Source organism: Pseudomonas sp. BNK-45 (assembly GCF_047456255.1).
GTDB lineage: Bacteria > Pseudomonadota > Gammaproteobacteria > Pseudomonadales > Pseudomonadaceae > Aquipseudomonas.
On the sequence record NZ_CP179909.1, the window covers coordinates 1,246,365 to 1,266,717 of the forward strand.

Below are 20,353 nucleotides of genomic sequence, written 5' to 3' on the forward strand. Positions count from 1 at the left end.
TGTTCCGGCCGAACGTAGGCGGGTGCTACGCGGCGTTGTCTGCCATACGTTGCCACAGCGAGTAGTACACCTGCCCGGATTTTTGTTCACGGTGCAGGCGCCAGCGCCCGGGCAGGCCCAGGGTTGATGGCGCGGTTTCGCTTTCGGTGTAGATCCAGGCGTCGTCCGCCAGCCAGCCGCGCTCTTCCAGCAGGGCGCAGGCGGCGGGCAGCAGGTTCTGGTTGAACGGCGGGTCGAGGAAGGCCAGGTCGAACGGCGTCGCCGGCTGGGTTTCCAGGTAGCGCAGGGCGTCGGCGGTCTGCGCCTGGCCTACGGTGCAACGCAGGGTGCCCAAGTGCTCGCGCAGGCTGGAGATGGCCACGCTGCTGCTGTCCAGGGCCAGGCCCGTGGCGGCGCCACGGGACAGGGCTTCGAGGAACACCGCGCCGCTGCCGGCGAACAGGTCGATGACCTTGGCCCCGGCGACATAGGGCGCCAGCCAGTTGAACAGGGTTTCGCGCACCCGGTCCGGGGTCGGGCGCAGGCCCGGCAGATCGGGAAAGCTCAGTTTGCGGCTGCGCCATTCGCCGCCGATGATGCGCAGCTGGCCCACGCCATTGTGCTGGTTGTGGACGGGTTTCTTGCTGGGACGGGCTGGACGGGCCATCAGTGCTCCGGAACCCCGAGCGGCTGCTCGGCGGGTTTGTCAGTGGGGGGCGGCAACGGCTTTTGCGCGACGGTGGGGCCGGCGCTGACGATGACCATCTTGTCGACACTCAGGTGCTTGTTCATGGCGGCCTTGACCTGTTCCACCGTCAGTTCCTGGGATTGACGCATGAAGTCTTCCAGGTAGCTCAACGGCAGATTGTAGAAGCCCATGGCCCCCAACTGGCCGACGATATCGGCGTTGCTGGCGGTGGACAGCGGGAAGCTGCCGGCCAGTTCACGCTTGGCGTCGTCCAGTTCCTTCTGGGTCGGGCCGTTCTTCAGGTAGTCGGCGAACACGTCCTGCACCAGTTTCAGGGTGCCTTCGCTCATTTCCGCGCGGGTCTGCAGGTTGATCATGAACGGGCCGCGGGCCTGCATCGGGGTGAAGGCGGAGTAGACGCCGTAGGTCAGGCCGCGTTTCTCGCGCACTTCGCTCATCAGCCGGGTGCCGAAACCACCGCCGCCGAGGATCTGGTTGCCCAGGGATACGGCGGCGTAGTCGGGATCGTCACGGTCGATGCCCAGCTGCGCCAGCATCAGGTTGGTCTGGCTCGACGGGAATTCGATATGGCCGATGCTGGCCTTGGGTTCGGTGGGTTGCTCGACCTTGGCCAGGGCCGGGCCTTTGGGCAGGGCGGCGGAAACCTGCGCGGCAATCGCTTCGGCGTCGCTGCGCGAGAGGTCGCCGACCAGGGCGATCACCACGTTGCCGGCGGTGTAGGCCTTGGCGTGGAAGGCCTGCAGTTGCGCCAGGCTGATGCCCGGAACGCTCTTGGCATTGCCTTCGCTGGCGTGTGCATAGGGATGAGTGCCGTACAGGCGCTGCATCAGTTCCAGGCTGGCCAGCTTGCCGGGGTTCTGCTTCTGGTATTCGAAACCGGCGAGCAGCTGGTTCTTGATCCGCGCCAGGGAGTCGGCAGGGAAGGTCGGTTTGCCCACCACTTCGGCGAACAGCTTCAGCGCCGGTTCGCGTTTATCCACGGCGCTGAGGCTGCGCAGCGAGACCACGGCCATGTCCTTGTAGGCGCCGTTGCCGATATCCGCGCCCAGGCTCTCGAAGCCCCGGGCGATGGCGCCTACATCCTTGCCGGGCACGCCTTCGTTGAGCATGGCGTTGGTCAGCAGGGCCAGGCCGGAGGTGGCGCCGTCCTGGCTGCTGCCGGCGGCGAAGATCAGGCGCATGTCGAACATCGGCAGCTCGCGGGCTTCGACGAACAGCACCTTGGCGCCTTCGGCGGTGTTCCAGGTCTGCACATTGAGGTTGCGATGGCTGGGGGCCTTGCCATCCAGCTCGGCGAGGGATTGCAGCTTCTGGCTGCTCTTGGCCTTGTCCAGGGCCTGGCTGGCATTGCTCTCGCCGGAGCGCGACAGGTACAGGCCACCGGCGGTGAGCAGGGCGACCAGGGCCAGGCCCAGCAGGACCGGTGAAGCATTCTTGCGCTTACTCATGAGCGGACTCCTCAGGCAGTACGTGGGCCACGCTCATACGCTCCCGGGTGAAATAGGTGCGGGCGGCCTTCTGGATGTCTTCCGGGGTCACGCTTTGCAGTTCCGCCAGCTCGGTGTCCATCAGCTTCCATGACAGGCCGACGGTTTCCAGCTGGCCGATGGCGCTGGCCTGGCTGGTGATGGAGTCACGCTCGTAGACCAGCCCGGCAATCACTTGGGCCCGCACCCGCTCCAGTTCCTCGGCGGACGGCGGGGTGGTCTTGAGTTGGTCTAGCATGCGCCACAGCCCGGCTTCGGCCTGGGCGATGGTTTTCTTCTTCTGGCTGTTGGGGGTGGCCGAGAGCATGAACAGGCTGTCGCCCCGGGTGTAGGCGTCGTAGCTGGTGGAGCCGTTGGACAGCAGCTCTTCGCCGCGCTCCAGCTGGGTCGGGATGCGCGCGCTGTAGCCGCCGTCCAGCAGGGCCGCGGCCAGGCGCAGGGCGTGCACCGAGCGCTGGTCCTCGGCGGTGGCGATGCTGGGCACGTTGAAGGCCAGCATCAGGCTCGGCAGTTGGGTCTTCACGTGCAGGGTGATCAGGCGCTCGCCGGGTTCGGCCAGCTCCATGGGGATCTTCGCCGGTGGCACGTCACGCTTGGGGATGGCGCCGAAGTAACGCTGGGCCAGGGTCTTCACTTCGTCGGGGGTGACGTCGCCGACCACCACCAGGGTGGCGTTGTTCGGCACGTACCAGGCCTGGTACCAGTGGCGCAGTTCCTCGACCTTCATCCGGTTCAGGTCGGCCATCCAGCCGATGGTCGGCGTGTGGTAGCCGCTGGCCGGGTAGGCCATGGCCTTGAAGCGCTCGTAGGCCTTGGACAGCGGCTTGTCGTCGGTACGCAGGCGGCGTTCTTCCTTGATCACTTCGATCTCGCGGGCGAACTCGTCGGCCGGCAGGCGCAGGCTGGCCATGCGATCGGCTTCCAGCTCCAGGGCCACGCCCAGGCGGTCGCGGGCCAGGACCTGGTAATAGGCGGTGAAATCGTCGCTGGTGAAGGCGTTCTCTTCGGCGCCCAGGTCCCGCAGGATCAACGAGGCCTCGCCGGGGCCGACCTTCTCGCTGCCCTTGAACATCATGTGTTCCAAGGCGTGGGACAAACCGGTCTGGCCCGGGGTTTCGTAGCTGGAGCCGACCTTGTACCAGACCTGGGACACCACCACCGGCGCGCGATGATCTTCGCGGACCACGACCTTGAGGCCGTTGTCGAGGGTGAATTCGTGGGTGGGTTGCGGGTCGGCAGCCAGGGCTGCAAGGGGCAGACAAACTGTGCTGAGCAGCAGGCCTGCGGCGCGGCGGGCTAGAGCATTCATTCGTTTTTAAACCTGTTGGGCTGCCCGCTTGGTCTTAGCCTGTGCGGGCGAGGAGGTGCTAGGATACTGATCCGTTTTACTGGCGGCCACGCCTATCAGGTCTTCGCGGATCAGCAGGTACTTGAGCAGGTTGTATGAGTTACCGGCAATAAGCCTTGATTTGTCAGCTAAACTGCGACTTTTCGCCGATTTTGCCGTTCCAGTCCTTTAGTAAAATCGATCCTTGAAGTGCTTTTGGGCATTTCGACAACATGTTGCGCGTGAACAAGCTGGAATAAACACAGTCTGTTCTGCATCGAATATTTATTTACCGAGGCGCCCAGTGGCGCATCGCTACCTTGAGATAGCCGTCTCCATGTTTGGTTCCAACGACGACAAAAAGACCCCAGCCGCGGCTGGCGAGAAGAAAGGCCTGTTCGGATGGCTGCGCAAAAAGCCGCAGGAACCCGTCGTCGAACAGCCGCAAGTGCCTGTCGAGCCAGCGCCGGCTCCGGCCATTGAAACCGCCCCCAGCGTAGCCCCGAGCGAGCCGGTGGTGCTGTCGACCGGCGAGCCGGTGCTGCAACCCCGGGTCGAGGCTGAGCCGGTAGCGGCCGTCGCCCCCGAGCTGCCCCTGACTCCGAGCCCGGAGCACAAGCCCTGGCTGACGCTGCCGGTAGCGGAAGAGCCGGTGGCCCTGGTGGAGGATACGCAGGCAGAACATGTCACGCCGCCGATCCCGGCCTTGAGCGCGGCGCCCGAGCCGGTTGTCGAGGCGGTTGTCGCGCCGGCCCCGGTGATCGAGGTGCAGGCTCCGCTGGCCCCGACCCCGGTCGCCCCCGAGCCTGTCGCTCCTGCTCCTGCTCCTGCTCCTGCTCCTGCTCCTGCTCCTGCTCCTGCTCCTGCTCCTGTTGCCGAGCCGGTTGTCCAGGTGGCGGAGCCTGTGGTCGAGCCGGTCCGTCCTGCTGAAGAGAACAAGGTCGGTTTCTTCGCCCGTTTGAAGCAGGGCCTGTCCAAGACCAGCGCCAGTATCGGCGAAGGCATGGCCAGCCTGTTCCTGGGCAAGAAGGCCATCGATGACGAGTTGCTGGAAGACCTGGAAACCCGTTTGCTGACCGCCGACGTCGGGGTCGAAGCCACGTCGGTGATCATCCAGAACCTGACCCAGAAGGTGGCGCGCAAGCAGCTCACCGATTCCGACGCGCTCTACGCTTCGTTGCAGGCCGAACTCACCAGCATGCTCAAGCCGGTGGAGCAGCCGCTGAAAATCGTCGCCCAGAACAAGCCTTTCGTGATCCTGGTGGTGGGCGTCAACGGTGCAGGCAAGACCACCACCATCGGCAAGCTGGCGAAGAAGCTGCAGCTGGAAGGCAAGAAAGTCATGCTGGCGGCCGGCGACACCTTCCGCGCCGCAGCGGTGGAGCAACTGCAGGTTTGGGGTGAGCGCAACAAGATCCCGGTGATCGCCCAGCACACCGGTGCCGATTCCGCCTCGGTGATCTTCGATGCGGTGCAGGCGGCCAAGGCCCGTGGCATTGACGTGCTGATCGCTGACACGGCAGGGCGCCTGCACACCAAAGACAACCTGATGGAAGAGCTGAAGAAAGTCCGTCGGGTAATCGGCAAACTGGATGCCGACGCGCCCCACGAGGTGCTGCTGGTGCTGGACGCCGGTACTGGCCAGAACGCCATCAACCAGGCCAAGCAATTCAACCAGACCGTGGAACTGACCGGCCTGGCCCTGACCAAGCTCGATGGCACTGCCAAGGGCGGGGTGATCTTCGCCCTGGCCAAGCAGTTCGGTCTGCCGATCCGTTATATCGGGGTCGGTGAAGGCATCGATGACCTGCGTACCTTTGAAGCCGAACCCTTTGTCCAGGCACTGTTTGCCGAGCGGGAGCGTTCATGATTCGTTTCGAACAGGTCGGTAAGCGCTATCCCAACGGCCACGTTGGCCTGCATGAGCTGAGCTTTCGCGTCCGTCGTGGCGAATTCCTGTTTGTCACCGGCCACTCCGGCGCCGGTAAGAGCACCTTGCTGCGCCTGCTGCTGGCCATGGAGCGTCCGACGTCGGGCAAGCTGCTGCTGGCCGGCCAGGATCTGGGGCAGATCAGCAATGCGCAGATCCCTTTCCTGCGGCGCCAGATCGGCGTGGTGTTCCAGAACCACCAGCTGTTGTTCGATCGCACGGTGTTCAATAACGTCGCGCTGCCGCTGCAGATTCTTGGGCTGTCCAAGGCGGAAATCGCCAAGCGGGTGGACTCGGCCCTGGAGCGCGTGGCGCTGTCGGACAAGGCCGACCTGTACCCCGGCGATCTGTCCACCGGCCAGCAACAGCGCGTGGGCATCGCCCGGGCCATCGTCCACCGTCCAGCCTTGCTGCTGGCGGACGAGCCCACCGGTAACCTCGACCCGCGTCTTGCGGCGGAAATCATGGGCGTGTTCGAAGATATCAACCGCCTGGGCACCAGCGTGCTGATCGCCAGTCACGACCTGGCGCTGATCGCGCGCATGCGTCACCGCATGCTGACCCTGCAGCGCGGCCGACTGATCGGTGATGGGGAGGCCGGCGTATGAGTGCAACACGTACCCCTAAAGTGGCGGAGCGCGTGGCGCCCAAGGCCTCCGAGGCGCCGCCGCCGAAGAAAAAACGCGACGAGGACGACGGTCCGGATTTCGCCACCCTGCTGCACGCCTGGATCGAAAGCCATCGTGCCAGCCTGCTGGACAGCCTGCGGCGCCTGGGCAAGCAGCCCATCGGCAGCTTCTTTACCTGCCTGGTGATGGCCGTGGCCCTGAGCCTGCCCATGGGCCTGTCGCTGTTGCTCAACAACGTCGAGCGCCTGGGCGGTTCCTGGCAGCGTGCGGCGCAGATTTCGCTGTACCTGGAGCTGGGCGCCTCGGCGGCCGAGGGCGAGAAACTCAGTACCGAGATCAAGGGCCTGCCCGGGGTCGCGGATGCCGAGTTCATCAGCAAGGAAAAGGCCCTGGAAGAGTTCCAGCAGCAGTCCGGGCTGGGGGAGGCCTTGCGCGAGTTGCCGCACAACCCGTTGCCGGGTGTGGTGCTGGTGACGCCGAACGAGGTGGACAAGGCTACGCTTGAAGCCTTGCGCCAGCGTTTGGCGGACATGCCCAAGGTGCAACTGGCGCAGCTGGACCTGGTCTGGGTCGAGCGACTGGCGGCGATCCTCAAGCTGGGGGACCGTTTTGTCTTCGGTCTGACGGTGCTGTTGGTTTCTGCATTACTTTTGGTGATAGGCAATACCATTCGTCTTCATATTGAAAACCGCCGCACCGAGATAGAAGTGATTAAACTCGTCGGCGGCACGGACAGCTATGTACGACGTCCCTTCCTTTATATGGGCGCGCTGTATGGCTTCGGTGCGGGGATTCTGTCCTGGGGGGTACTGGCGTTCGGCCTGGACTGGTTGAACGACGCGGTGGTCGGTCTGGCCGGCCTGTATGGCAGTGATTTTGCCCTTGCAGGAGTACCGGTTGCCGATGGTCTGTCGCTCTTGCTTGGGGCGGTGCTGTTGGGTTATATCGGTGCGTGGATTGCGGTGGCCCGCCACCTGAGGGAGCTGGCACCGAAGTAATGTCTTTTTGCTTGTATTGACCTTTCTGAATATTTGGGAACTTGTTTCGCGGTTTCCGGTCAATTTTCGCAGTGCTGAACTGCACGAGTTATGTGAGTCGGAGGTTTTTTCGTATGACCACTTCTTTGCAACCTGCTTACGCATTGGTTCCAGGCGCAAACCTGGAGGCCTATGTGCACACGGTGAACAGCATTCCATTGCTGACGCCCGAGCAGGAGCGTGAACTGGCCGAGAGTCTCTACTATGAGCAGGATCTTGAGGCGGCTCGGCAGATGGTGCTCGCCCACCTGCGTTTTGTCGTACATATCGCCCGCAGCTATTCCGGCTACGGGCTGGCCCAGGCCGACCTGATCCAGGAAGGCAACGTTGGCCTGATGAAAGCCGTGAAGCGCTTCAACCCGGAAATGGGCGTGCGCCTGGTGTCCTTTGCCGTGCACTGGATCAAGGCGGAGATTCACGAGTTCATCCTGCGTAACTGGCGGATTGTCAAAGTCGCGACCACCAAGGCTCAGCGCAAGCTGTTCTTCAACCTGCGCAGCCAGAAGAAGCGCCTGGCCTGGCTGAACAACGAAGAAGTGCACCGTGTGGCGGAAAGCCTGGGCGTCGAGCCCCGTGAAGTGCGCGAGATGGAAAGCCGGCTGACCGGCCAGGACATGGCCTTCGATCCAGCGGCTGAAGCGGATGACGACAGCGCTTTCCAATCGCCGGCCAATTACCTGGAAGACCATCGCTACGATCCGGCCCTGCAACTGGAAGACGCCGATTGGAGCGACAACTCCACCCACAACCTGCACGAAGCGCTGGAAGTGCTGGACGAACGCAGCCGCGACATTCTCTACCAGCGCTGGCTGGCCGAAGAAAAAGCCACGCTGCACGACCTGGCGCAGAAGTACAACGTTTCCGCCGAGCGTATCCGCCAGCTGGAAAAGAGCGCGATGAACAAGCTGAAGCTGTCCATCGCCGCTTAAGTCTGCAGCGTCATGCAAAACGCCCCGAGATGATCGGGGCGTTTTTGTTTGTGCGGCTGTCGCAGGCGCCGGCTTGGCGGCGAAACCCTGGCCCAACGTCCCTCTCGAACAGGCTCAGGCAGGGCAGGCGCTAGGCCGAATGCGGATTACTCCGCCCAGGGCGCCTTGCGCGACTCGTTCAATCGATTCAGATAATCGGCGCCACCGAGCAGGCTCATCTGCCGCCGAACCCAGCCGGCCCGCTGCAGCACATATGTACTGGGTCGCGCAGCGCTCAACACCCGTGGATTGGGCAGCACCGCGGCCAGCAGGCTGGCCTGCTGGCGCGACAGATTGGCCGCGCTGACGCCGAAATGATGGCGTGCGGCGGCCTCGGCGCCGAACACCCCTTCATCCCACTCGGCGCTGTTGAGGTAGACCTCGAGAATCCGCTGCTTGGGCCAGAGCACCTCGATCAGGGCAGTGAACCAGGCTTCCAGGCCCTTGCGCAGGTAGCTGCGGCCGGACCACAGGAACAGGTTCTTCGACACTTGCTGGCTCAGGGTGCTGGCACCGCGGATCGAGCCGCCACGTTCGTTGTGGGCCAGGGCCGCCTGGATCGCATCGATATCGAAGCCCCAGTGATCGGGGAATTTCTGATCCTCGCTGGCGATTACCGCCACCTTGAGGTTGTCGGAGATGTCGTCCCAGGGTTTCCAGGTGCGCTGCAGGTCGATGGGGTCGTTGTCGATCCAGGATTCGATCTTGCGTTCCACCATCAGGGCGGTGCCCGGTGGCGGCACGAAGCGAAACAGCAGCACCAGCAGCACGCTGCCGACCAGGAACCACATCAAGGCTTTTACAAGGCGACGAAACAGATAACGCAGCATAGAGATGGCTTGGCCGAACCCGTTGAGCGCGCCATTATACAGACCCTTTGCCCTGAATCTGACTGGAGTTCCTCATGCTGCGTGGCTTCCTGATGCTGGCCGCCTTCTTCGGTTTTACCGGGGTTGCCCTCGGCGCCTTCGCCGCCCACGGCCTGAAAAACCGCCTGAGCACGGAATACCTGGCGATTTTTCATACAGGCGTGACCTACCAGCTGGTGCACACCCTGGCCCTGTTCGGCGTCGCCTTGCTGGCGGCCCATGTTCCCGGGCGGCTGGTGACCTGGGCTGGCGCCGCGTTCACCCTGGGCATCCTGCTGTTCTCCGGCAGCCTGTATCTGTTGACCCTGAGCGGCATCGGCAAGCTGGGCATCATCACCCCCTTCGGCGGTCTGGCCTTCCTTGTCGGCTGGTTGCTGCTGGGGCTCGCCGCCTGGCGCCTGCAAGTCGCCGGCTGACGCTTGTAGCTGACCTTTGGGTCACGATCGGGCTAGAATGCTGGCCCCTAAAAATGATGGCGGCTTCGAGCATGCGCATTCAGTTGAACGGTGAATCCTTTGAACTGCCCGACGGCTCGACCGTTGCGGCCCTGCTGAGCCAGCTGCAATTGAGCGGCCGGCGGATCGCGGTGGAACTCAATCTGGATATCGTTCCGCGCAGCCAGCACGCCGAGACGGCCCTCAGCGAGGGCGATCAGGTGGAAGTGGTCCACGCCATCGGCGGCGGCTAGCCGCTGGCCTCGACAGCGCTGGCGCTCCCCTGCGCAGCGCCCAGGCCCGCCGCCGGGCCCTCTCATGGACGACTGCGTTCAGCGGCCCCGGAGCCTGGGTCAGCAGCGCCCCGGGCCTGATACAGAATTCTGCAAGAACCTCACCCCAACAGAGGATTTCCGATGAGCAACGTTCGTAGTGACAAGCCTTTCGTCCTGGCCGGTCGGACGTACCAGTCGCGTTTGCTGGTAGGTACCGGCAAGTACCGCGACATGGAAGAAACCCGCCTGGCCATCGAGGCCTCGGGTGCCGAGATCGTCACCGTCGCCGTGCGCCGGACCAATATCGGCCAGAACCCGGGCGAACCGAACCTGCTGGATATCCTGCCGCCGGATCGCTACACCATCCTGCCCAACACCGCCGGATGCTATGACGCGGTGGAAGCGGTGCGCACCTGCCGTCTGGCCCGTGAGCTGCTCGATGGCCACAACCTGGTGAAGCTGGAAGTCCTGGCGGACCAGAAGACCCTGTTCCCCAACGTGCTGGAAACCCTCAAGGCCGCCGAAGTGCTGGTCAAGGAAGGGTTCGACGTCATGGTCTACACCAGCGACGACCCGATCATCGCCCGCCAGCTGGCGGAAATGGGCTGCATCGCGGTGATGCCGCTGGCCGGACTGATCGGCACCGGGCTGGGGATCTGCAACCCGTACAACCTGCAGATCATTCTTGAAGAAGCCAAGGTTCCGGTGCTGGTGGATGCCGGTGTCGGCACCGCTTCCGATGCCACCATCGCCATGGAGCTGGGCTGTGAAGCGGTGCTGATGAACTCGGCCATCGCCCACGCGCAGCAGCCGGTCATGATGGCCGAAGCCATGAAACACGCGATTGTTGCGGGCCGCCTGGCGTACCTCGCCGGTCGCATGCCGAAGAAACTCTATGCCAGCGCCTCTTCGCCGCTGGATGGTCTGATCAAGTAAGAGCCATTGATGACTGAATCAAACGACACGCCAATCCAGCCGGAAGCCGGCGACGAGCGCCAACACCGCCGCATCAAGAGTTTCGTGATGCGCGCCGGGCGCATGACCGAAGGCCAGCAGCGCGGTCTGGACCAGGGCGCACCGCTGTACGTGCTGCCCCTGGCTGACGCCCCGGTGGACTACGACCAGGTGTTCGGCCGCTCGGCGCCGCGCTCCCTGGAAATCGGCTTCGGCATGGGCCACTCGCTGCTGGAAATGGCCGCGGCGGCCCCGGAGCAGGATTTCATCGGCGTGGAAGTTCACCGTCCGGGTGTCGGCGCGCTGCTCAATGGCGTGCTGACCCAGGGCCTGACCAACCTGCGGGTCTACGATTGCGACGCGATTGAAGTGCTCAACCGCTGCATCGCCGACAACAGCCTGGACCGGCTGATGCTGTTCTTCCCCGATCCATGGCACAAGAGCCGGCACCACAAGCGCCGCATCGTCCAGGCCTCCTTCGCCGAGCTGGTGCGCAGCAAGCTCAAGGTCGGCGGTATTCTGCACATGGCCACCGACTGGGAGCCCTATGCCGAATACATGCTGGAAGTGATGAACGTCGCCCCGGGTTATCGCAACCTGGCCGAAGACGGCAAGTGCGTGCCGCGCCCGGCCGAGCGCCCGATCACCAAGTTCGAGCGTCGTGGCGAGCGCCTGGGGCATGGCGTGTGGGATCTGAAGTTCGAAAAAATCGACTGAGCCGGACTCGCTGTTGTAGGAGCTGGCCGGGCGGTGTTCCGCTTGCCAGCGAAGAGGCCGGCAAGGACGTCTTCGCCAGCAAGCTGGCTCCTACAGGGCTAGGATGAAACTGACCGGCACCTGGTCGGTCAGCCACACCCCATTCTCGGCCTGATAGAAACTGAAGCCTTGGGCCTGCATGGCCTGGGCGTCGATCTGCAGGATCACCACCTTGCCATAGCGCTGGCCCACGGCCTTGGCGGTGTCGATCTCCTGGGACAGGTGCACGTGATGCCGTGAACCAGGGATCAGCCCCTTCTCATTGATCGAATCCATGAAGCGCGTGGCGGTGCCGTGGTAGAGCACGGCGGGCGGTTGCTTTGCCTCAAGCTGCAATTGCACGGTCTTGTTGGAATGCCCCTGAACGGCACGAATCCGCTGGCCGTCAGCCGAGAGGGCGAAGCGCTTCTTGTCATTACCTTCGACGACTCGCTCGATCAGTTCCCGGCTCAGTTGCCGGCCGCCCTTGGCGGCGCCGCTGATCAGCGCTTCGATATCGCCCCAGCCTTCACTATCCAGTTCCAGGCCGATGGCCTGGGGCTCGTGGCGCAGCACGTAGCTGAGGAATTTGCTGGTGTCCTCGATAACTTTCTTGCTCATGTTCTTCCTTGATAACGGGGGCAGCCGTTGGATTGCGTTCGCCGGCAAGCCGCCTCCTACGGGGGGCTGTAGGAGCCGGCTTGCCGGCGAAGGGGGGCGACAGGTCAGCGACGATCAGCGACTACGCCAATCAGCACCAGCACCACCAGCAGCACCGGCGCCAGGCTGTAGTTGTTGAACTGGCTCAGGCCGCGGACGATCCACGGCGTGGCGTAGATCAGCGCCAGGCCGCTGCCGACCATGCACAGCAGGGCCATCAGCGGCACGCGCAGGGCGCCGGCGATGCCGCCCAGGCGTTGCTCGACCCAGCCCTTGATGTCCGCGCCGAACAGCACCAGCAGGCAGCCCACCAATGCCAGGGCGATTTCCGAGAGGTTGCTGCGACTCCAGCGGGACACGGTGGCAAGCAGGTCGAGTACCAGATCCATGTGATTTCCTTAGATCAGAAAGTATTGCAGCAGGTCATTGAGGAAGAGTTGCCCGCGGGCCGTAGCCGCCAGGCGTGACGGTTCGACCTGCAACAAGCCGCTTTGTTCGGCCTGGCGCCGGCCTTCGGCCAGGCTGGCCAGGTCCAGGCCGGTGCGCTGGGCGAACAGCGCGGCGTCGACGCCGTCGGTGAGGCGCAGGGCGTTCATCAGGAACTCGAACGGCAGCTCGTCGTTGCCCAGGGTCTTCTCGCCGGCCTTGAACGGCTTGGCCGGGTTCAGGTAGTCCTTGGGCAGGCGGGTCTTCCAAGTGCGCTGGATACGCCCGTCCGGATGGCTGAGCTTGCCGTGGGCCCCGGCGCCGATGCCGATGAAGTCGCCAAAGCTCCAGTAGTTCAGGTTGTGCCGCGCCGCGCGGCCGGGCTGGGCATAGGCCGACACTTCGTACTGGGCGTAGCCATGCTCGGCCAGCAGGACCTGGCCGGCTTCCTGGATATCCCACAGGGTGTCGTCTTCCGGCAGCACCGGCGGCTGGTTCCAGAACACCGTGTTGGGCTCCAGGGTCAGCTGATACCAGGACAGGTGGGTCGGCTTCATCGCAATGGCCTGGCGCAGGTCGTCCAAGGCATCGTCCAGGGACTGGTCCGGCAAGCCGTGCATCAGGTCCAGGTTGAAGTTGTCGAACCCGGCCTGGCGCGCCATGCCGGCGGCCCGTACCGCTTCGTCACCGTTGTGGATGCGGCCCAGGGCCTTGAGCTTCTGTTCCTGGAAGCTCTGGATACCGATGGACAGGCGGTTGATCCCCAGGGCGCGGTAGGCGGTGAACTTCTCCTGCTCGAAGGTCCCGGGATTGGCTTCCAGGGTGATCTCGATATCGCCGGCGAAGGGGATGCGCTGTTCCACGCCCTTGAGCAGCCGGCCCAGGGCCTGGGCGCTGAACAGGCTCGGGGTGCCGCCGCCGAAGAAGATCGAACTCAGCTCGCGGCCATAGACCGCGTGCAGCTCCAGATCGAGGTCGGCCAGCAGGGCGTCGACGTACTCTTCTTCCGGCAGCGTCGGGCTGGCGGCGTGGGAGTTGAAATCGCAATAGGGGCATTTGCGTACACACCACGGGATGTGGATGTACAGCGCCAGGGGCGGCAACTGGGGCAGCGCCGCCCGAGGCGTTGGCGCGCCGCCGAGAATCAGCGGCGACGCGGAAGGGTCATGACTCATTGCAGGCCCAGGCGTTGCCGCAAAATGGCCATGGCGCGAGCGCGGTGGCTGAGCTGGTTTTTCTCCACCGGTCCCAGCTCGGCGCTGGAGCAGTCACGTTCCGGCACCCAGAACAGCGGGTCGTAGCCGAAGCCGTGCTCGCCGCTGGCAGCCGTGAGGATGCGCCCGTGCCACAGGCCTTCGCAGAGGATCGGCAATGGATCGTCGGCGTGCCGCACCAGGGCCAGGACGCAGACGAACTGCGCGCCGCGCTGGGCTTCGGGCACGTCCTTCAGGGCGTCCAGCAACTTGGCGTTGTTCGCCGCGTCGCCCTGGCCGTCGGCATAGCGTGCCGAGTAGATGCCCGGCGCGCCGCCGAGGAAGTCCACCGCCAGGCCGGAATCATCCGCCAGTGCCGGCAAGCCGGAAATGCGCGCAGCGTTGCGTGCCTTGAGGATGGCGTTTTCGACGAACGACAGGCCGGTTTCCTCGGGCTCGACGCTGCTGAACTCGCCGATCGAGCGCAGTTGCACCGAGGCGCCGAGCATGGCCTGGAGTTCTTTGAGTTTGCCGGCGTTGTGGCTGGCCAGTACGAGTTGCGTAAGGTTCATTATTCGCCCGGGAATAGCTCTTGGTTGAAGCTGAAGCTGTTGGTATCGCCACCCGTTTGCACGGTGATGGTGAAGGTACGGGTTTCCTGCTGTTCCACCGGGAACTGGGCGATGTAGTAGATCGCGCCCTGTTCGGTGATCTGGCGGAATTTCAGCGGGATGCTCTTGCTGGTCAGGTCCTTGACCGTACCGCTGACCTGGCCGACCAGCGGCTTGCCGTCCTTGATCAGCGAAACGTTGATCACGCCCTGATTCTTGCTACGAACCAGCTCCGCGGCCCTGGCGACGTCAGGTTGCAGGTAGGTGGAGTTGAAGGTGTTGTAGTGCACGGTGATGTCACCGAACACCTCCTTGCGCTCGCTCTTGATCGGGTCTGCCGCCAGGGCACTGAAGCTCAGGCAGGCAGCCAATAGAAATGTCACCAGACGTCCCATGATGGTTCTCCTCGATGCAACGTGGTTTATACCGCGACCTTGTGATCTTGCAGGCCGGGACTGCTGACGCGGTAGATGCCGATCTCCCCTAAGAGATTAGGCCATAGCTTACTGGCCCACCCGTGGCGGTGTTGTTGATCGACGGCAAGGCGGTTGATCACCCGGGCTTGGCGCTCGCGGCACAGCTCTTCGAAGTCCTCGAAGGTGCAGAAGTGGATGTTCGGCGTGTTGTACCAGGTGTACGGGAGGAATTCCGAAACCGGCATCCGGCCCTTGCTGGCCAGGTACCAGCGGCAGCGCCAGTGGCCGAAGTTGGGGAAGGTGATGATGCACTGGCGGCCGACCCGGAGCATCTCGTCGAGGATCTTGTCCGGGTAGTGCACGGCCTGCAGGGCCTGGGTCATGACCACGATATCGAAGCTGTTGCTGGCGAAGTTGCCCAGGCCCTTGTCCAGGTCCTGCTCGATCACGTTGATGCCCTTGGCCACGCACTGGGCAATGTTGTCCGGGTCGTTTTCCAGGCCGTAGCCGGTGACCTGCTTGTGTTCCTGCAGCCAGCTCAGCAGCTCGCCGTTACCGCAGCCCAGGTCGAGGACGCGGCTGCCGGCGGGGATCCATTCCTGGATGATTTCCAGATCGGCTCTCATCGTGTCCTCACAGCGTTATGCGGTTCATGTAGTGACTAAAGGCCTGCAGGTAGCGCGGGATCGGGATCAGGAAGGCGTCGTGCCCCTGGGGTGCGTCGATCTCCAGGTAGCAGACGTCCTTGCGCGCGGCCATCAGCGCGTCCACCAGCTCCCGGGAGCGGGCCGGGGAGAAGCGCCAGTCGGTGGTGAAGGACATCACGCAGAACTTGGCGCTGGCGTTGGCGAAGGTCTTGGCCAGGTCGTCGTCGAAGTTCGCCGCCGGGTCGAAATAGTCCAGGGCCTTGGTCATCAGCAGGTAGGTGTTGGCGTCGAACCGCCCGGAGAACTCCTCGCCCTGGTAGCGCAGGTAGCTTTCCACCTGGAACTCGACGCTGTGGAAGTCGTAATTGAGCTTCTCGCTCTTGAGGCCACGGCCGAATTTCTCGCCCATGGAATCGTCGGACAGGTAGGTGATGTGCCCCACCATGCGCGCCAGCATCAGCCCGCGCTTGGGGATCACGCCCTGTTCCTGGAACGAGCCACCGTGGAACTCGGGGTCGGTGAGGATCGCCTGGCGCGCCACTTCGTTGAAGGCGATGTTCTGCGCCGAGAGCTTGGGCGCCGAGGCGATGGCCAGGCAATGCCGTACCCGGTCCGGGTAGGTGATGGTCCATTGCAGGGCCTGCATGCCGCCCAGGCTGCCGCCGATCACCGCTGCCCACTGGCTGATGCCCAGGCGGTCCGCCAGGCGCGCCTGGCTGTGCACCCAGTCTTCCACGGTGAGCACCGGGAAGTCGGCGCCGAACGGCTTGCCGGTTTCCGGGTTGAGGCTGCTGGGGCCGGTTGAGCCGTTGCAACCGCCGAGGTTGTTGAGGCTGACCACGAAGAACTTGTTGGTATCGATGGGCTTGCCGGGACCGATGCAGCTGTCCCACCAACCGGGCTTGCGGTCATCGACGCTGTGGTAGCCGGCGGCGTGATGATGGCCGGACAGGGCGTGGCAGATCAGCACCGCGTTGCTGGCGCTGGCGTTGAGCTGGCCGTAGGTTTCATAGATCAGGTCGTAGGCTGGCAGCGAGCGCCCGCAGGCCAGGGCCAGGGGTTCGCTGAAGTGGGCCAGTTGCGGTGTGACCAGACCAACAGAATCGGGGGGGAAGGCAGTTGGCATCGATCCTGCTCTCGTTCAAATGAGGCGTAAGTCTAAAGACCGCTGTCTCCAGCGGCAAGCAAAGCCCGGGGCTGTGTTTCGCCGGCGTAGATGGCGGCGGAAGGTTCGCGGGCAAGCCGGCTCCTGCAGTGGGCGTGGGCCCCGGGAGCCGGCTTGCCGGCGAATCGGACGAATCAGGCGGGACGCGCCAGCCCCGGTAGCTCGGGGAGTTTCTTCGGCGCTTGCAGGCGCACGCGCTTCTGCCGGTTCAACTCGCCGCTGACCAGGCTGACGTGGCTCTTGGGGATGCCGAAAGCCTTGGCCAGGAACGCCATCAGGTGCGCGTTGGCCTTGCCCTCCACCGGCGGGGCGGTGAGGCGGATTTTCAAGCGCTCCCCATGCAGGCCAGCGAACTCGTCGCTGCTGGCCTTGGGTTGCAGGTGACAATCGAGGATCAGATCGTCACCGTCCCAGCGGAAATAACTCATGCAGGCCGCCTGGGTCAGATCAGCAGACGCAGGATGTCCGGCATCATGGTCATGGCCGCCAGGTTGTTGATCACCAGCATGTCCAGCAGCTTGAGCACCATGAAGGCCAGGATCGGCGAGATGTCCAGGCCGCCCATGCTCGGCAGGATGCGGCGGAATGGCGCCAGGGCCGGTTCGCAGATCTGGTTCACCAGCTCGGCGCCGGGGTTGTGGCTGCCCGGCGCGACCCAGGACAGGATCACGCTGATGATCAGGGCGAAGAAGAAGATCTTCAGGAACAGCGCGGTCACGCCGATGATCGACCAGATCAGCAGTTGCAGCGGGTTGCCGGTGGTGCCGTAGGTCAGCAGCAGGGTCAGGGCCATCAGCGCCAGCTGCACCAGGATCGCCAGCAACAGCGAGGACATGTCCAGGCCGCCTAGGCTGGGAATGATCCGGCGCATCGGCTTGAGCAGCGGCTGGGTGGCCCGCACGATGAACTGGCACAGCGGGTTGTAGAAGTTGGCGCGGACCAGTTGCAGGACGAAACGCATCAGCACGATCAGCAGGTACAGGCTGCCCAGGGTTTGCAGCACGTACACCGCGGCGGTGTTCAATCCAATCATCATTGGCTCCTTATTGGCCCAGTTGTTCGGCCATTTCGGCCGAGCGGTGCGCGGCGGCACCCAATGCTTTTTCCACCAGAGCTTCAAAGCCACCGGCCTGGAAGGATTTGATGGCCGCTTCCGTGGTCCCGGCCGGCGAGGTTACGCGGCGGCGCAGTTCGGCGGCATCGACGTCACTGGAAACAGCCATGTGGGCGGCGCCCAGGGCGGTTTGCAGGGTCAGTTGGGCGGCGGTTTCCCGGGGCAGGCCGAGTTTCTCGCCGGCGGCGGTCATGGCTTCGATCAGCAGGAAGAAATACGCCGGGCCGCTGCCGGATACGGCGGTCACCGCGTCCAGTTGCTGCTCCTGGTCCAGCCACAGGGCGATGCCCACGGCGGACAGTAGTTCCTCGGCCTGCTGGCGCTGCTGGGCGCTGACCTGGGCGGTGGCGTACAGACCACTGACGCCCTGGCGCAGCAGCGCCGGGGTATTGGGCATGCAGCGCACGATGGGCTGGGCGCCGAGCCAGTTGTTCATGCTTGAACAGGTGATGCCGGCGGCGATGGACACCACCAGTTGCTGCGGCTGCAGGCTCGGACGCAGGGCCTCGCACACGGCTTTCATGGCCTGGGGCTTGACCGCCAGGACGATCACGTCGACGCCGGCGATGGCCTCGGCGTTGTCGGCGAACACCTGGATACCGTGCTCGGCGGCCACCTTGGCCCGGGTTTCGGCCCCGGGGTCACTGGCGCGGATCTGGTCCGCCTCCAGGCCTTTGGCGCGCAGGCCGCCAATGAGGCTGGCCGCCATGTTGCCGGCACCGATAAAAGCGATACGAGTCGTGTTCATGACAGGTCCTTATGAGAGGTCAGGGTCAGTCGCATCAGGACTGACTGTAGTCGCGGGCGCCAAACAGCGCGGTGCCGATCCGCACCCAGGTGGCGCCTTGGGCGATGGCCGCTTCGAGGTCGTGGCTCATGCCCATGGAAAGGGTGTCCAGGGGCAGCTTGAGGCTGTCCCGCAGTTGATTGTTCAAGGCCTGCACCGCAGCGAAGGCGGCCTCCTGGGCGGCCCGATCCTCGGTGGGCTCGGGAATCGCCATCAGCCCGCGCAGTTGCAGGCGCGGCAAGGCGCTGATGGCGCTGGCCAGGGCTGGCAGGTCGGTCGGGGTGCAGCCGGACTTGCTGGCTTCGCCACTGACGTTCACCTGGATGCAGATGTTCAGCGGCGGCAGCTCGGCCGGGCGTTGCTCTGACAGGCGTTGGGCGATTTTCAGGCGATCCACGGAGTGCACCCAGGCAAAGTGCTCGGCGATGGCACGGGTCTTGTTCGACTGAATGGGGCCGATGAAGTGCCAACTCAAGGGCAGGTCGGCCAGTTCCTGTTGCTTGCCCAGGGCTTCTTGCAGGTAGTTCTCGCCGAAGTCCCGCAGGCCGGCGGCGTAGGCTTCACGCAGGGCGGCAGCGGGCTTGGTCTTGCTCACGGCCAGCAACCGGACGCTGGCCGGGTCGCGCTGTACGGCCTGACAGGCGCTGCGGATGCGCTCGGCGAGCCGGGCAATGTTGTCTGCTATCGTGGACATTCGATTTCTTCTCAAAAGTACCGGCGGCCTCGGCCTGCCGGCTGCCGCGTGAATCCACCAGACCCTCACCCGCCACTGGCCAGAGCATTGCTCGATGGCCGTGGCGGACCTTGCCCTTGCCTCGGGCAATGGCAGCCGCCCAGAGGCGGGCGGGTCTGAAGCTCGCGGCATTCTACTGGAATTGGGAGTCACTATGGACATCACCGAACTCTTGCTCTTGAGCGTCGCCCGAGGTGCTTCCGACCTGCATCTGTCCGCCGGACTGGCGCCGATGTTGCGTATCGACGGCGATATCGGCGCGCTGGAGGGGCCGGCCCTGGACGGGCAGCAGACGCTGGCCTTGATCCACAGCCTGATGAGCGAATCGCAGCGCCAAGCCTTCGCCGTCACCCGGGACCTGGACTTCGCCTACGAGCTGCCGGGCGTGGCGCGCTTTCGGGTCAACGCCTTCCAGCATGCCCGGGGCGTCGGCGCGGTGCTGCGCCTGATTCCTGCGCAGGTACAGAGCCTGGAAGCGTTGGGGCTGGGGGAAGTGTTTCGGCGCATTGCCGAGGTGCCCCGGGGGCTGGTGCTGGTGACCGGGCCCACCGGCAGCGGCAAGTCCACCACCCTGGCGGCGATGATCGATCATCTGAACCGCCATCGGCGCCAGCACATCCTCACCATCGAAGATCCCATCGAGTTCGTGCATCCGCAGCACAGCTGCCTGGTGCACCAGCGCGAGGTGCAGCGCGATACCCAGAGCTTCGCCAGCGCCTTGCGCGCGGCGCTGCGGGAAGATCCGGACGTGATCCTGCTGGGAGAGCTGCGGGACCTGGAAACCATCCGCCTGGCGCTGACCGCCGCAGAAACCGGGCATCTGGTACTGGCCACTCTGCACACCGCTTCGGCGGCCAAGACCATCGATCGGTTGGTGGACGTGTTCCCGGGGGAGGAAAAGGCCCTGGTGCGCTCGATGCTGGCCGAGTCTCTGCAGGCGGTGGTTGCCCAGGTGCTGCTGAAGAAGGTCGGTGGTGGCCGGGTGGCGGCGCACGAGATCATGCTGGGCAGCCCGGCGATTCGTAACCTGATTCGCGAGGACAAGGTGGCGCAGATGTATTCGGCGATCCAGACTGGCGGCGCCCAGGGCATGCGCACTCTGGACATGAGCCTCAAGGCGTTGCTCGGGCAGGGGTTGATCAGCCGCGAGCAGGCTCGGGAACAGGCGCGGATGCCGGAGAGCTTTTGACCGGGCTGCAAATGCATTCGCCGGCAGCCAGCTCCTACAGGTGGGCGTAGGAGCCGGCTTGCCGGCGAATGGGCGAATC

Annotated in this window: 24 protein-coding genes; 9 read left to right on the forward strand and 15 right to left on the reverse strand. The window is 64.4% G+C overall.

Translation table 11 applies throughout. The features are described from left to right. Positions 1 to 25: 25 nt before the first annotated feature. From rsmD to ACMGG8_RS05740, 3 genes are read right to left on the reverse strand one after another with little or no spacing between them, the layout of a single operon-like run. A complete protein-coding gene (gene rsmD / locus ACMGG8_RS05730) occupies positions 26 to 646 on the reverse strand; it encodes a 16S rRNA (guanine(966)-N(2))-methyltransferase RsmD (protein WP_060841554.1) in 621 nt (206 codons plus the stop codon). Beyond that, positions 646 to 2,136, reverse strand: coding sequence for a M16 family metallopeptidase (locus ACMGG8_RS05735; protein WP_414159294.1), 1,491 nt, complete (start codon positions 2,134 to 2,136; stop codon positions 646 to 648). The genes rsmD and ACMGG8_RS05735 overlap by 1 nt, the downstream gene beginning before the upstream one ends. After that, a complete protein-coding gene (locus tag ACMGG8_RS05740; protein ID WP_060844882.1) occupies positions 2,129 to 3,484 on the reverse strand; it encodes a M16 family metallopeptidase in 1,356 nt (451 codons plus the stop codon). Before ACMGG8_RS05740 ends, ACMGG8_RS05735 begins: the two co-directional genes overlap by 8 nt. 355 nt (positions 3,485 to 3,839) lie before the next feature. On the opposite strand from ACMGG8_RS05740, the gene ftsY reads away from it, so the two are divergent. The 4 genes from ftsY (at position 3,840) to rpoH (ending at position 8,027) form a co-directional block, all read left to right on the forward strand. Beyond that, positions 3,840 to 5,372 carry a signal recognition particle-docking protein FtsY gene (gene ftsY / locus ACMGG8_RS05745; protein WP_414159295.1) on the forward strand — a complete coding sequence of 511 codons (1,533 nt, stop codon included), beginning with the start codon at positions 3,840 to 3,842 and terminating at the stop codon, positions 5,370 to 5,372. Continuing rightward, positions 5,369 to 6,040: a cell division ATP-binding protein FtsE gene (gene ftsE, locus ACMGG8_RS05750; protein WP_060841550.1), complete on the forward strand. Its 672-nt coding sequence runs from the start codon at positions 5,369 to 5,371 to the stop codon at positions 6,038 to 6,040. Before ftsY ends, ftsE begins: the two co-directional genes overlap by 4 nt. Beyond that, positions 6,037 to 7,059, forward strand: coding sequence for a permease-like cell division protein FtsX (gene ftsX / locus ACMGG8_RS05755; RefSeq protein WP_016967615.1), 1,023 nt, complete (start codon positions 6,037 to 6,039; stop codon positions 7,057 to 7,059). The genes ftsE and ftsX overlap by 4 nt, the downstream gene beginning before the upstream one ends. 113 nt (positions 7,060 to 7,172) lie before the next feature. After that, on the forward strand, positions 7,173 to 8,027 hold the full coding sequence (rpoH, locus tag ACMGG8_RS05760; RefSeq protein WP_016967616.1) for an RNA polymerase sigma factor RpoH: 855 nt from the start codon (positions 7,173 to 7,175) through the stop codon (positions 8,025 to 8,027). A gap of 146 nt (positions 8,028 to 8,173) precedes the next feature. Here rpoH and mtgA read toward each other — a convergent pair whose 3' ends face one another. Continuing rightward, positions 8,174 to 8,896, reverse strand: a complete 723-nt coding sequence (gene mtgA / locus ACMGG8_RS05765) for a monofunctional biosynthetic peptidoglycan transglycosylase (protein ID WP_060841549.1) — start codon at positions 8,894 to 8,896, stop codon at positions 8,174 to 8,176. Between the two features lie 74 nt (positions 8,897 to 8,970). Here mtgA and ACMGG8_RS05770 point away from each other — a divergent pair, with 74 nt between their 5' ends. From ACMGG8_RS05770 to trmB, 4 genes are all read left to right on the forward strand, one after another. Next, positions 8,971 to 9,351 carry a DUF423 domain-containing protein gene (locus tag ACMGG8_RS05770; protein ID WP_060841548.1) on the forward strand — a complete coding sequence of 127 codons (381 nt, stop codon included), beginning with the start codon at positions 8,971 to 8,973 and terminating at the stop codon, positions 9,349 to 9,351. A 71-nt stretch (positions 9,352 to 9,422) separates the two neighbouring features. Continuing rightward, a complete protein-coding gene (gene thiS / locus ACMGG8_RS05775) occupies positions 9,423 to 9,623 on the forward strand; it encodes a sulfur carrier protein ThiS (protein WP_060844880.1) in 201 nt (66 codons plus the stop codon). A gap of 162 nt (positions 9,624 to 9,785) precedes the next feature. Then, positions 9,786 to 10,580, forward strand: coding sequence for a thiazole synthase (locus ACMGG8_RS05780; RefSeq protein ID WP_011064024.1), 795 nt, complete (start codon positions 9,786 to 9,788; stop codon positions 10,578 to 10,580). A gap of 9 nt (positions 10,581 to 10,589) precedes the next feature. Next, entirely contained in the window at positions 10,590 to 11,315 is a 726-nt protein-coding gene (gene trmB / locus ACMGG8_RS05785; protein ID WP_016967620.1) for a tRNA (guanosine(46)-N7)-methyltransferase TrmB, read from the forward strand. A gap of 90 nt (positions 11,316 to 11,405) precedes the next feature. Here the strand turns inward: trmB and ACMGG8_RS05790 are convergent, their stop codons facing one another. The 11 genes from ACMGG8_RS05790 to ACMGG8_RS05840 form a co-directional block, all read right to left on the reverse strand. Then, complete coding sequence (locus ACMGG8_RS05790; protein WP_108545065.1) at positions 11,406 to 11,954, reverse strand: RNA 2'-phosphotransferase; 549 nt, start codon at positions 11,952 to 11,954, stop codon at positions 11,406 to 11,408. A gap of 104 nt (positions 11,955 to 12,058) precedes the next feature. Next, positions 12,059 to 12,382, reverse strand: coding sequence for a DUF3392 domain-containing protein (locus ACMGG8_RS05795; RefSeq protein WP_011064021.1), 324 nt, complete (start codon positions 12,380 to 12,382; stop codon positions 12,059 to 12,061). Between the two features lie 9 nt (positions 12,383 to 12,391). Beyond that, entirely contained in the window at positions 12,392 to 13,594 is a 1,203-nt protein-coding gene (gene hemW / locus ACMGG8_RS05800; RefSeq protein WP_108545066.1) for a radical SAM family heme chaperone HemW, read from the reverse strand. Beyond that, the gene (gene rdgB, locus ACMGG8_RS05805; RefSeq protein ID WP_060841545.1) at positions 13,591 to 14,187 is read right to left on the reverse strand and encodes an RdgB/HAM1 family non-canonical purine NTP pyrophosphatase; all 597 of its coding nucleotides are present in this window, start codon (positions 14,185 to 14,187) and stop codon (positions 13,591 to 13,593) included. The genes hemW and rdgB overlap by 4 nt, the downstream gene beginning before the upstream one ends. Continuing rightward, the gene (locus ACMGG8_RS05810) at positions 14,184 to 14,618 is read right to left on the reverse strand and encodes a DUF4426 domain-containing protein (protein WP_060841544.1); all 435 of its coding nucleotides are present in this window, start codon (positions 14,616 to 14,618) and stop codon (positions 14,184 to 14,186) included. The genes rdgB and ACMGG8_RS05810 overlap by 4 nt, the downstream gene beginning before the upstream one ends. A 26-nt stretch (positions 14,619 to 14,644) precedes the next feature. Further along, a complete protein-coding gene (metW, locus tag ACMGG8_RS05815) occupies positions 14,645 to 15,265 on the reverse strand; it encodes a methionine biosynthesis protein MetW (RefSeq protein ID WP_060841543.1) in 621 nt (206 codons plus the stop codon). Positions 15,266 to 15,272: 7 nt separating this feature from the next. Beyond that, the gene (gene metX / locus ACMGG8_RS05820) at positions 15,273 to 16,412 is read right to left on the reverse strand and encodes a homoserine O-succinyltransferase MetX (RefSeq protein ID WP_060841542.1); all 1,140 of its coding nucleotides are present in this window, start codon (positions 16,410 to 16,412) and stop codon (positions 15,273 to 15,275) included. Positions 16,413 to 16,585: 173 nt separating this feature from the next. Next, the gene (locus tag ACMGG8_RS05825) at positions 16,586 to 16,879 is read right to left on the reverse strand and encodes a DUF167 domain-containing protein (RefSeq protein ID WP_060841541.1); all 294 of its coding nucleotides are present in this window, start codon (positions 16,877 to 16,879) and stop codon (positions 16,586 to 16,588) included. Between the two features lie 14 nt (positions 16,880 to 16,893). Then, positions 16,894 to 17,484, reverse strand: a complete 591-nt coding sequence (locus ACMGG8_RS05830; RefSeq protein WP_060841540.1) for a YggT family protein — start codon at positions 17,482 to 17,484, stop codon at positions 16,894 to 16,896. A 10-nt stretch (positions 17,485 to 17,494) separates the two neighbouring features. Continuing rightward, positions 17,495 to 18,313, reverse strand: coding sequence for a pyrroline-5-carboxylate reductase (gene proC, locus ACMGG8_RS05835; RefSeq protein WP_108545069.1), 819 nt, complete (start codon positions 18,311 to 18,313; stop codon positions 17,495 to 17,497). A 34-nt stretch (positions 18,314 to 18,347) separates the two neighbouring features. Then, positions 18,348 to 19,046, reverse strand: a complete 699-nt coding sequence (locus tag ACMGG8_RS05840) for a YggS family pyridoxal phosphate-dependent enzyme (protein ID WP_060841538.1) — start codon at positions 19,044 to 19,046, stop codon at positions 18,348 to 18,350. 193 nt (positions 19,047 to 19,239) lie between these two features. Here ACMGG8_RS05840 and ACMGG8_RS05845 point away from each other — a divergent pair, with 193 nt between their 5' ends. Next, positions 19,240 to 20,274: a type IV pilus twitching motility protein PilT gene (locus ACMGG8_RS05845; RefSeq protein ID WP_414159296.1), complete on the forward strand. Its 1,035-nt coding sequence runs from the start codon at positions 19,240 to 19,242 to the stop codon at positions 20,272 to 20,274. Positions 20,275 to 20,353: the final 79 nt, after the last annotated feature.